Origin of the sequence: Streptococcus sp. HMSC065C01 (genome assembly GCF_001813525.1) — a bacterium.
In the GTDB taxonomy this organism is placed as follows: Bacteria; Bacillota; Bacilli; order Lactobacillales; family Streptococcaceae; genus Streptococcus; species Streptococcus parasanguinis_V.
In genome coordinates this window covers 55996-67335 of record NZ_KV812857.1, presented here as the reverse complement: position 1 = coordinate 67335, position 11340 = coordinate 55996, and the positions used below count along the sequence as shown (strand labels likewise).

The 11340-nt window shown below is 43.9% G+C and carries 9 protein-coding genes and 1 pseudogene; all 10 read left to right on the top strand.

Going from position 1 to position 11340, the window contains the following annotated elements:
- Positions 1-95: 95 nt before the first annotated feature.
- Positions 96-470 (top strand): DUF1149 family protein, encoded by a 375-nt coding sequence (locus HMPREF2918_RS05825; RefSeq protein WP_009731099.1) that lies wholly within the window; start codon positions 96-98, stop codon positions 468-470.
- A gap of 3 nt (positions 471-473) precedes the next feature.
- The gene (locus tag HMPREF2918_RS05820; protein WP_070594849.1) at positions 474-1322 is read left to right on the top strand and encodes a DegV family protein; all 849 of its coding nucleotides are present in this window, start codon (positions 474-476) and stop codon (positions 1320-1322) included.
- 10 nt (positions 1323-1332) lie between these two features.
- On the top strand, positions 1333-2100 hold the full coding sequence (dapB, locus tag HMPREF2918_RS05815) for a 4-hydroxy-tetrahydrodipicolinate reductase (protein ID WP_070594848.1): 768 nt from the start codon (positions 1333-1335) through the stop codon (positions 2098-2100).
- Positions 2097-3308: a CCA tRNA nucleotidyltransferase gene (locus HMPREF2918_RS05810; protein ID WP_070594847.1), complete on the top strand. Its 1212-nt coding sequence runs from the start codon at positions 2097-2099 to the stop codon at positions 3306-3308. Before dapB ends, HMPREF2918_RS05810 begins: the two co-directional genes overlap by 4 nt.
- The gene (locus tag HMPREF2918_RS05805) at positions 3305-5173 is read left to right on the top strand and encodes an ABC-F family ATP-binding cassette domain-containing protein (RefSeq protein ID WP_070594846.1); all 1869 of its coding nucleotides are present in this window, start codon (positions 3305-3307) and stop codon (positions 5171-5173) included. Before HMPREF2918_RS05810 ends, HMPREF2918_RS05805 begins: the two co-directional genes overlap by 4 nt.
- 9 nt (positions 5174-5182) lie before the next feature.
- Positions 5183-5701, top strand: a complete 519-nt coding sequence (locus HMPREF2918_RS05800; RefSeq protein ID WP_070594845.1) for a DUF308 domain-containing protein — start codon at positions 5183-5185, stop codon at positions 5699-5701.
- Between the two features lie 86 nt (positions 5702-5787).
- Positions 5788-6744, top strand: coding sequence for an ROK family glucokinase (locus tag HMPREF2918_RS05795; RefSeq protein WP_070594844.1), 957 nt, complete (start codon positions 5788-5790; stop codon positions 6742-6744).
- A 93-nt stretch (positions 6745-6837) separates the two neighbouring features.
- Positions 6838-7677, top strand: a complete 840-nt coding sequence (locus HMPREF2918_RS05790; protein WP_070594843.1) for a thymidylate synthase — start codon at positions 6838-6840, stop codon at positions 7675-7677.
- A 201-nt stretch (positions 7678-7878) separates the two neighbouring features.
- Positions 7879-8601: a YSIRK-type signal peptide-containing protein gene (locus tag HMPREF2918_RS11360; protein ID WP_176745987.1), complete on the top strand. Its 723-nt coding sequence runs from the start codon at positions 7879-7881 to the stop codon at positions 8599-8601.
- Positions 8576-11340: pseudogene (locus HMPREF2918_RS11650) on the top strand (CshA family fibrillar surface protein C); the annotation flags it as partial. The gene HMPREF2918_RS11360 and the pseudogene HMPREF2918_RS11650, both read left to right, overlap by 26 nt.

Genomic DNA, 11340 nt, shown 5'->3' with positions numbered 1-11340 from the left:
TCTTGTACCAGAGAAAAAATCACCTCATTCGACGTTGGTATCTTGAGCTGAATTATGATATAATAAGCCTATCGCATATTTTTAGGAGAATAAAAATGGATATTCAACGTGAAAAAGAATTTGTCAGCCAATACCACTATGACGCTCGTAATTTTGAGTGGGAAAAAGAAAATGGCATTCCCGAAACAAAAGTAGATGTAAACTTTCAATTAATCAATCGTGATCAACAACAAAACACAACTTCTTTGATTGTGATTTTGAGCTACATGATTGTATTTGACGGCTTTGTGATCAGTGGAACCATCACTCAAATTAACCACTTGTTTGGTCGTTATGTCAATGAACCAAGCGAATTCAGCAAAGACGAAGTGGAAGAATTGGCACGTCCTTGCTTGGATATGCTCAACCGTTTGACTTATGAAGTTACAGAAATTGCCCTCGATTTACCGGGTATTAATTTGGAGTTTTAATCAATGAAATTAGCAGTGATTACGGATTCGTCTGCCTATTTACCGCAGCACCTTCTCCATCACGACGACTTATTTATTTTAGACATTCCGATCTATATCGATGGAGAATCCTATGTGGAAGGGAAGAATCTGACACACGACGAGTTCTACCAAAAGATGGCTGCGTCTAAGGAATTACCAAAGACTAGCCAACCGAGTGTGGCAGCGTTAGAAGAGCTCTTATCTAGTTTGACAGCTAAAGGTTATACGCATGCTCTTGGTCTCTTCTTGTCATCAGGCATCTCTGGATTCTACCAAAATATCCAATATTTGAAGGAAGAATTTGAAGGCTTGACCGTCGAATTTCCTGACTCAAAAATCACTAGCGCTCCATTAGGAATGATGGTAGAAGATTGCTTGAAATGGGCTGGTGAAGGTCGTTTGTTTGATGAGATTGTGGCCAATGTCCAACATCAGATTGATGGGACCACTGCCTATATTATGGTCGATGATTTGAATCACTTGGTCAAGGGGGGACGTCTGTCAAATGGCGCTGCCATCATTGGCAATCTCTTGAGTATTAAGCCGATCCTTCACTTTAATGACCAAGGTGTCATCGAAGTTTTTGAAAAAGTCCGTACGGAAAAGAAAGCCATGAAACGTTTGGTGGAAATCGTTGATGAAGGACTTACCGGAGGGCATTACCAAGTCTTTATCATCCATGCTAATGTACCTGAAAAAGCCGAAGCGCTTCGTCAGATGTTGGTGGCTGAAGGGGTAGAGGGAGAAATTCCTTTTGCCACTTTTGGAGGCGTGATTGGGACGCACTTAGGCGACCATAGCTTAGCAGTTGGGTATATCCCTATCGTTTAAGGAGAATTCTATGTCAATTAAAGTCATTATTGCAGGTTTCAAGGGGAAAATGGGACAAGCAGCCTACCAGATGGTTTCTGAAGATCCTGAGCTAGAACTAGCTGGCTTGATCGATCCATTTACTGATGAGACTGACGTCGCAGGAGTCCCTGTGTTTAACCAGAAAGAAGATGTCGTGGGTCTTGAAGCAGATGTTTGGGTGGACTTTACCATGCCAAAGGTTGCTTACGAGAATACTCGCTTTGCAATTGAAAATGGCTTTGCTCCTGTTGTAGGGACAACTGGCTTTACACCTGAGCAGATTCAGGAATTGACAGACCTTTCTCGTCAAAAGAGCTTGGGGGGCTTGATTGCTCCGAACTTTGCTATCGGGGCTGTACTCTTGATGCAATTTGCAGCACAAGCGGCCAAGTATTTCCCAAATGTGGAAATCATCGAATTGCACCATGATAAGAAGAAAGATGCACCGAGTGGAACAGCGATTAAGACAGCTGAGCTGATCTCTGAGAAGCGCGAAAAAATCCAGCAAGGTGCAGCAGATGAAGAAGAGTTGATGTCTGGAGCAAGAGGGGCAGATTTTGAAGGGATGCGCATCCATTCTGTTCGATTGCCTGGCCTAGTGGCTCACCAAGAGGTGATTTTTGGTAGCCAAGGCGAAGGGCTGACTCTCCGTCATGATTCCTATGATCGTGTTTCCTTCATGACAGGAGTAAATCTCGGAATTAAAGAAGTTGTCAAGCGTCATGAGCTTGTCTATGGTTTGGAACACTTACTATGAGATTAGAAAAGATGCCTTCTGAGTTTCAGGAGGCTTTACCAATATTAGAGAAGATTAAAGCAGCTGGTTTTGAGGCCTATTTTGTTGGGGGATCTGTCCGAGATGCCCTCTTGGATCGTCCAATTCACGATGTCGATATCGCGTCCTCCTCTTACCCAGAAGAGACCAAGGCGATTTTTGATCGCACAGTAGATGTCGGTATCGAACATGGGACCGTCTTGGTCCTTGAAAATGGTCAAGAATATGAAATTACGACCTTCCGGACGGAGGATGTCTACGTAGATTATCGTCGTCCGAGTTCCGTGTCTTTTGTACGCTCGCTAGAAGAAGACCTCAAGCGTCGTGATTTTACGGTTAATGCCTTTGCCTTAAATGAAAAAGGAGAAATTGTTGACCTCTTTCATGGACTAGAAGATTTGGAAAACAAGGTTCTTCGGGCCGTTGGGCTTCCTCACGAACGGTTTAACGAAGATGCACTCCGGATCATGCGAGGCTTTCGTTTTCAGGCCAGTCTTGGCTTTGAATTAGAAGAGGCGACCTTTGATGCCATGAAGGAGTGTGCTCCCTTACTAGAGAAGATTTCCGTAGAGCGCACTTTTATCGAGTTTGATAAACTCTTGCTTTCCCCATACTGGAGACAAGGCTTGAAGGCTATGATAGCAAGTGGAGCCTATCACTATCTGCCAGAGATGAAGGATCGCAAAGCAGCGATCGAGCGTTTGTTTGACATAGAGCTAGAATATACCTTTTCAACCTCTGAGCAAGCCTGGGCTGCTTTGGTCTTAGCATTAGAGATTCAAGATATTCAAAAATTCTTTAAGAAATGGAAGACCTCTAGAGAATTCGCCAAGACGGTGGAGCAGATCGTGGAGATTCTTAAGCTCCGAGAAACTGGAAGTCTAGACAAGCGTGCCTGCTACAAGTATGAGAAGCGTTTGTTGCTAGTGGCTGAAGAGCTCCGGGAAGCCTATGCCTTGAGTGTGGATTATTTGGCCATTGAGCGTGTCTATGATAGCTTGACCATTCATGATAAGCATGAAGTGGTGGTCAATGGCGGTATGCTGATCAAAGAATATGGTTTTCAACCAGGTCCAGCCTTGGGAGAGATTTTGACAAAGATCGAATATGCCATTGTCGATGGGGAACTGGCCAATGAGAAAGAGGCCATCATTGCCTATATCCAGCAAGCAAAAGAGGAGGAAAAATGAGCGATTTTATTGTCGATAAATTAACCAAATCTGTCGGAGATAAGACCGTCTTTCGTGAGATTTCCTTTATCATTCACGACTTGGATCGGATCGGATTGATCGGGGTCAATGGGACTGGAAAGACCACGCTGTTAGATGTGTTGTCAGGTCGCTCTGGCTTTGATGGAGATGTGAGTCCTTTTTCTGCTAAGAGTGATTATACGATTGGTTATTTGACTCAGGAACCAGACTTTGATGATCAAAAGACGGTTCTGGATACGGTGCTATCTAGTGATTTGCGCGAAATGCAGCTCATTCGTGATTATGAATACTTGATGGCGGATTACCGAGAAGAGAATCAAGCCCGTCTTGAAAAGGTCATGGCGGAGATGGATTCGCTCAATGCTTGGGAAATCGAGAGTCAGGTCAAGACAGTCCTTTCCAAACTTGGGATTGAAGACTTGAATGCCAAAGTTGGGGATCTATCTGGGGGCTTACGTCGTCGGGTGCAACTGGCACAGGTTTTGCTGTCTCACCACGACCTGCTTTTACTAGATGAGCCGACCAACCACCTAGACATTGATACCATCGAATGGTTGACCAATTTCTTAAAGAACTCTAAGAAAACTGTGCTTTTCATTACTCACGATCGCTATTTCTTGGATAATATCTCGACACGGATCTTTGAGTTGGATCGAGCTAGCTTGATCGAGTATCAGGGTAACTACCAGGATTATGTCCGCTTAAAGGCTGAGCAAGATGAGCGTGATGCCGCCCTTCTTCATAAGAAGCAGCAACTCTATAAGCAGGAGTTGACCTGGATGCGTCGTCAACCCCAGGCGCGTGCGACCAAGCAACAGGCGCGGATCAATCGATTCCATGATCTCAAGCAAGACTTGTCTGGTCAAAGCAACCAGACGGATTTGGAGATGAACTTTGAGACTAGCAGGATCGGAAAGAAAGTCATCGAGTTTAAAGATGTGAGTTTTGCTTTTGAAAACAAGCCGATTTTACAGGACTTTAACCTCTTGGTGCAAAACAAGGACCGCATCGGGATCGTCGGGGATAATGGCGTCGGAAAATCAACCCTGCTCAATTTGATCGCTGAGCGACTCCAGCCTCAGTCAGGGCAAGTCATTATCGGGGAAACCGTGCGGGTGGCTTATTTCTCTCAACAGATCGATGGTTTGGATGAGAGCAAGCGCGTGATCAATTTCCTCCAAGAAGTTGCTGAGGAAGTGAAGACAACCGTTGGGACGACATCAATAGCAGATCTCTTGGAGCAATTTCTCTTCCCACGTTCCATGCACGGAACCTTGATCGAAAAACTCTCCGGTGGGGAGAAGAAGCGCCTCTTTCTCTTAAAACTCTTGATTGAAAAACCCAATGTGCTTCTCCTCGATGAGCCGACCAATGACTTGGATATCGCTACCCTGACAGTTTTGGAAAACTTCCTTCAAAACTTTGGAGGTCCCGTTATTACCGTCAGCCACGACCGCTATTTCCTTGATAAGGTAGCAAGCAAGATCCTGGCTTTTGAAAATGGGGGTATTCGTGAGTTCTTTGGCAATTATACGGATTACCTGGATGAAAAAGCCTTTGAGGCAGCTCAAGTAACGGCCAGTCACAAGGTTGAAAAAGAGAAACCTGTTAAGCCAAAAGAAGAGAAGAAGCGCATGAGCTACATGGAGAAGCAAGAGTGGGCGAGCGTTGAAGCAGATATCGAAGCCATTGAAAATCGGATCGCAGAGATTGAAGTGGAGATGAATGAAAACGGCTCTGACTTTGGCAAATTGTCAGCCCTTCAAAAGAAATTGGATCAGGAAAATGAGCGATTGCTTGAGAAGTACGATCGCTATGAATACCTGAGCGAATTAGATGAATAAGGAGGCCCTATGAATCAATTGAACCGGATATCCCTTGGGATTTCAGCCACTATCTTTACCATTATCGGTATTGTCTTATTTATCAATCCGATTGAGCACATCGGCTCTTTTAGCTGGTTGATCTCCTGTGGCTTCTTTTTAATTTCCTTTTCGCGTTTTTCACGCTATTACCGATTGCGACAAGCTGGTAGCATTCAGCAGCAACAACTCTTTCATAGTATGGTAGCCTTAGTGTTTGCAGTTTACTTGCTACTATATGGCTACAAGACCTTGCCGATTGTCTTTCCAGTTACCTTAGGAATTTGGCTCATTTACCGTTCGATATTAAACTTCCAAAAAGCAAATTTCTACTCTAGGAAGGTTGAGGAACTGTCCAAGCGTTATATCTTCTTTGCCTTGCTACAGCTTTTCATCGGTTTATTCCTAATCGTTAGTCCGCTCTCGATTAGCGTCTTTCTATTAAATATTATTGGTTTGATTTTCCTCATTCTAGGATTTCAATCCTTCGGTCTCTTGTTAAAAAGTTAAGAAAAGTTACGTGCAAACCTTTGCGTTTGATAAAAAGTCTGATATAATAGATCTGTAAGTGTTTACAAGTTTGAAAGGAGTTACAGATGTCTAAAAAAATTATTGGGATTGACCTTGGGGGAACTTCCATCAAGTTTGCTATCCTCACTTTAGATGGGGAAGTTCAAGAAAAATGGTCTATTAAAACAAATATCTTGGATGAAGGTAGCCATATCGTAGATGAGATGATCGAATCCATCGCGCATCGTTTGAAAATGCTTGGGCTTGATGCTTCTGAGTTCCAAGGAATTGGAATGGGTTCACCTGGTGTCGTTGACCGTGAAAAAGGTACAGTTATCGGTGCCTACAACTTGAACTGGAAGACGCTTCAACCAGTCAAGGAAAAGATCGAAAGCGCCCTTCATATTCCATTCTTTATCGATAATGATGCCAATGTTGCTGCTTTGGGTGAACGTTGGAAAGGGGCTGGTGAAAACCAACCAGATGTTGTCTTCATGACACTTGGAACAGGTGTCGGCGGTGGGATCGTCGCTGAAGGTCGTCTCTTGCACGGTGTACGTGGAGCTGCTGGTGAGCTTGGTCACATTACTGTTGACTTTGATGATCCAATCCAATGTACCTGTGGTAAAAAAGGCTGTCTTGAAACGGTTGCCTCAGCAACTGGGATCGTCAACTTGACTCGTCGTTATGCTGATGAGTACGAAGGGGACTCTCAATTGAAAGTTTTGATCGACAACGGAGAAGAAGTAACGGCTAAAACGGTCTTTGACCTGGCAAAAGAAGGCGATGCTCTTGCTTTGATCGTCTACAAGAACTTCTCACGTTACCTTGGTCTTGCTGCTGCCAACATCGGTTCAACCTTGAACCCATCTAAGATCGTTATCGGTGGTGGGGTTTCCGCTGCTGGAGACTTCCTCTTGGATGGTGTGCGCAAGGTCTTTGAAGAAAACTCATTCCCACAAGTGCGTGAATCTACTCAATTGGCGCTTGCTACTTTGGGAAATGACGCCGGTGTGATCGGTGCTGCATCCCTTGTATTATAATAAGATGAAATGGAGATCTGGCTCGTGCTGGGATCTCCTTTTTTTCTGTCTCCTGTGATATAATGAAGACAATACTGGATTCAAGGAGAGTATATGACAAAAGCAGATACAATTTTTAAAGAAAACATTCGAAAGATCATGGAAGAAGGGGTCTGGTCAGAGCAAGCCCGTCCCAAGTACAAGGACGGTAGAACGGCCAACTCCAAGTACATCACGGGAGCCTTTATGGAATTCGATCTCGCAAAAGGTGAGTTCCCTATCACGACCCTTCGTCCCATCGCGATTAAATCAGCCATCAAAGAGATGCTCTGGATCTACCAAGATCAGTCGAATAGCTTGGACCTTTTAGAAGACAAGTACAATGTCCACTACTGGAATGACTGGGAAGTGAAAGATAGCCGGACGATCGGACAGCGCTACGGAGCTGTCGTCAAAAAGCATGACATTACGAATAAGATCCTCAAGCAATTAGAGGCTAATCCTTGGAATCGCCGCAATATCATTTCCCTCTGGGATTATGAAGCCTTTGAGGAGACGGACGGACTCTTGCCCTGTGCTTTTCAGACTATGTTTGACGTACGGCGCGTGGATGGAGAGATCTATTTAGATGCGACCCTGACCCAGCGTTCGAATGATATGTTGGTGGCCCACCATATCAATGCCATGCAATATGTAGCCCTACAGATGATGATTGCCAAGCACTTTGGCTGGAAGGTTGGGAAGTTCTTTTATTTCATTAACAACCTTCATATCTATGACAACCAATTTGAACAAGCAGAAGAATTGCTCCGTCGCGAGCCATCTGATTGCCAACCGCGCTTGGTCTTGAATGTGCCAGACGGGACCAATTTCTTTGACATCAAACCAGAAGATTTTGAGTTGGTCGATTATGATCCAGTAAAGCCACAGTTGAAGTTTGATCTTGCGATTTAGTGATAAATCAAGTTTTTGATGCCCTTATCTATGGGTGAAATCCTTTTAGATTTAAAATAATTTTAGCTAAAAATTTTTACTCATTTTTGAGTCAAAACATTTTGAATATTGTTCGGATTTTGTTAAAATAGATAAGGTTTGGAAAAACTAAACAAATTTAAATAGAATGTTAATTTATAGATAAATATGGAGGTCCATTAGATGGGGAAAGACTTATTTAATGATCGTATTAGCAGATTCTCAATTCGTAAATTGAATGTGGGTGTTTGCTCAGTACTTTTGGGGACACTTGTCATGGTTGGGACAGCCGCAAGTGCAGCCGCAGAAGAAAAGACAGCTACGACAAGTGAAAATGTAGCAGCAGTTGCAACAGCGTCAGAAGCGCCCGCAACTTCAACAGCTACTTCAGCAGCATCAACAGCTGAAACAACTAGTACAGCACCCACAACGTATGAAGCAAAGCCGACTGTTACTGCAGCATCAACTTCAACAGCACCTGCTTCAACTAGTGAAGCAAGTAGCACAAGCACAGCAGCATCCGCTGCCTCAACTGCACCAGCAACATCAACTGCACCAAGCCTAAAAGCAGCTACGCCAGAAAACAAGGCGCCAGAAGCAGCTTCAACAACTGCAGATAAAAAAGAAGCAACAACTCTTTCATCTGGACAAGGTGTAACAACTAACAATACAGTAGCAACAGAAGAGACAGCCCAAACTTCTGGTAAAAAACGTAGTCGTCGTGCATTGGGTGATGCTAATGATCCAAACTTGATTGGGGATGATGTTGTCGATGCAACTTCAACTCCAAAGGTAGAAAAACCAGGCTTTACAACAAATATCAAAGCTGCAGACTTGGCCAGCCAAATTTCTTGGTTAGACTTTGGCGATACAGCCAACTGGACAAGTAACCTTCACACCAACTGACAAATCTTATACAGGTAAAGTAACACCTGTTAAGGTTCAAGCTGAAAGCTCAAACGGCATCAAGGTTGATACAACCTACACACCTGAAATTGTTCCAGTAACTCCAACAGCTACACCAGCTGAAACAACGGATATTCAAGGGGCTACTCAAACAGGTAAACCTGAATTCAAGGGTGGAACAGTAACAGTTGATGGCGTTGAGAAAACAGTAGAAATCAATGAAGATGTTCCAGCAACATTTGACGATGGTTCAACTACGAAGACAGTTGAAGGTGTTGGTACATACACAGTAGCAGCAGACGGAACTGTAACCTTTGTCCCTGAGAAATCATTCACAGGTAAAGCACCAGCCGTAACTGTTGTTCGTGAAGATAAGAATGGAACAAAAGCTTCTGCAACTTACACACCAAATGTAACTCCAGTAACACCTACTGCGACACCAGTTGAAACAACTGGTAAACAGGGTCAAACTCAAACAGGTAAGCCTGTATTTACTGAAGGCAACAGCCGTGTGCCAATGAACGATGATGTTCCAGCAACCTTCGATGATGGTTCAACAACTAAGACAGTTGATGGCGTTGGTACTTACACAGTAGCAGCAGACGGAACTGTAACCTTTGTTCCTGAAAAATCATTCACAGGTAAAGCACCAGCCGTAACAGTTGTTCGTGAAGATAAGAACGGAACTAAAGCTTCTGCAACATACACACCAACTGTAACTCCAGTAACTCCAACTGCAACACCAGCTGAATCTACTGGACCTCAAGGTCTTGTTCAAACTGGCACTGTAACCTTCACTGAAGGTGATGAAGTAGCTCCAATTAACAAGGATTCGATTACTCTTCTTGATGAAAATGGTCAACCAGCAGCATCAGTAGAAGCGAAATCACCAGCAGGTGATGTGATCGGTACATACACAGTTGATAAAGATACAGGTGTAGTTACTTTCACACCAACAGATAAATCTTATTCAGGGGATGTTGTCCCAGTTAAGGTTCAAGCAGCTGATGCAAATGGAACTACAGTTGAAACAACTTATACACCGAAGATTACTCCGGTTGTTCCAACTTCTGAAGATGCTACATCGACAGATATTCAAGGTCAAACACAATCTGGTAAACCAACCTTCACGGAAGGCAATCCAAATGTTCCAATCGATGAAGATACTCCAGCTACCTTCGAAGATGGCTCAACCACTAAGACAGTAGATGGTGAAGGAACATATACTGTTGCTCCAGATGGAACCGTAACCTTCGTACCAGAAAAATCATTCACTGGAACTGCTACAGGCGTAACAGTGAAACGCGTGGATAAGAACGGTACTGAAATCACAGCTAAGTACACACCAACTGTGACACCAGTAACACCAACAGCAACACCAGCTGAATCAACAGATATCCAAGGTGCAACTCAAACTGGTAAACCTAAATTCACCGAAGGTGACAGCCGTGTACCTATGAACGATGATGTTCCAGCAACCTTCGATGATGGATCAACTACGAAGACTGTAGATGGTGTTGGTACATACACGGTAGCAGCAGACGGTACAGTAACCTTTGTACCAGAAAAATCATTCGTTGGAACTGCACCAGCCGTAACAGTGGTTCGTGAAGATAAGAACGGAACAAAAGCTTCTGCGACTTATACACCAACCGTAACACCAGTTACACCAACTGCAGAAGATACAACATCTACTGACAAACAAGGTCAAACGCAAACAGGTACACCAACCTTCACACCAGGTAATCCAAATGTTCCAATGGATGATGATACACCTGCAACATTTGAAGATGGCTCAACAACCAAGACTATTCCTGGTGAAGGAACTTACACTGTTGCTCCAGACGGAACCGTAACCTTTGTTCCAGAAAAATCATTCACAGGAGAAGGTACAGGCGTAACGGTGAAACGTGTCGATAAGAACGGTACTCCAGTTACTGCTAAGTACACACCAACTGTGACACCGGTAACACCAACAGCAAGTCCAGCTGAATCAGAAGCTCCTCAAGGTGTGGTTCAAACTGGAACTGTAACCTTCACTGAAGGTGACCCAGTTGCACCAATCGACAAGGATACCATTACTCTTCTAGACGAAAATGGTCAGCCAGCAGAATCTGTAGTTGCTAAATCACCAGCAGGTGATGTGATCGGTACCTTCACTGTTGATAAAGAAACAGGTGTTGTGACCTTCACACCAACGGATAAATCTTACTCAGGTGATGTTGTTCCAGTTAAGGTTCAAGGTAAAGATACAAACGGAACAGTTGCTGAGACAACTTACACACCGAAGATCACTCCAGTTGTACCAACTGCTGATCCTGCAACATCGACAGATATCCAAGGTAAAACACAAACAGGTACACCAAGCTTCACACCTGGTAACCCTGCAATCCCAATGGATGATGATGTACCAGCTACCTTTGAAGATGGTTCAACAACAAAAGTTATTCCAGGAGAAGGAACTTACACAGTTGCTCCGGACGGAACCGTAACCTTCGTACCAGAAAAATCATTCACAGGAACAGGTACAGGCGTAACAGTGAAACGTGTTGATAAGAACGGTACTCCAGTTACTGCAACTTACACACCAACTGTAACACCTGTTACACCAACTGCAACTTCAGCAGTATCTACTGATGTGCAAGGTGCAACACAAACTGGTAAACCTGTATTTACTGAAGGTGACAGCCGTGTACCAATGAACGATGATGTTCCAGCAACATTTGACGATGGTTCAAC

What these genes read in the sequence shown, in the direction of transcription:
- HMPREF2918_RS11360 (WP_176745987.1), top strand. Translation starts at nt 7,879, where the DNA reads ATGGGGAAAGACTTATTTAATGATCGTATTAGCAGATTCTCAATTCGT.
- HMPREF2918_RS05790 (WP_070594843.1), top strand. Translation starts at nt 6,838, where the DNA reads ATGACAAAAGCAGATACAATTTTTAAAGAAAACATTCGAAAGATCATG.
- HMPREF2918_RS05825 (WP_009731099.1), top strand. Translation starts at nt 96, where the DNA reads ATGGATATTCAACGTGAAAAAGAATTTGTCAGCCAATACCACTATGAC.
- HMPREF2918_RS05800 (WP_070594845.1), top strand. Translation starts at nt 5,183, where the DNA reads ATGAATCAATTGAACCGGATATCCCTTGGGATTTCAGCCACTATCTTT.
- HMPREF2918_RS05810 (WP_070594847.1), top strand. Translation starts at nt 2,097, where the DNA reads ATGAGATTAGAAAAGATGCCTTCTGAGTTTCAGGAGGCTTTACCAATA.
- HMPREF2918_RS05795 (WP_070594844.1), top strand. Translation starts at nt 5,788, where the DNA reads ATGTCTAAAAAAATTATTGGGATTGACCTTGGGGGAACTTCCATCAAG.
- HMPREF2918_RS05805 (WP_070594846.1), top strand. Translation starts at nt 3,305, where the DNA reads ATGAGCGATTTTATTGTCGATAAATTAACCAAATCTGTCGGAGATAAG.
- HMPREF2918_RS05820 (WP_070594849.1), top strand. Translation starts at nt 474, where the DNA reads ATGAAATTAGCAGTGATTACGGATTCGTCTGCCTATTTACCGCAGCAC.
- dapB (WP_070594848.1), top strand. Translation starts at nt 1,333, where the DNA reads ATGTCAATTAAAGTCATTATTGCAGGTTTCAAGGGGAAAATGGGACAA.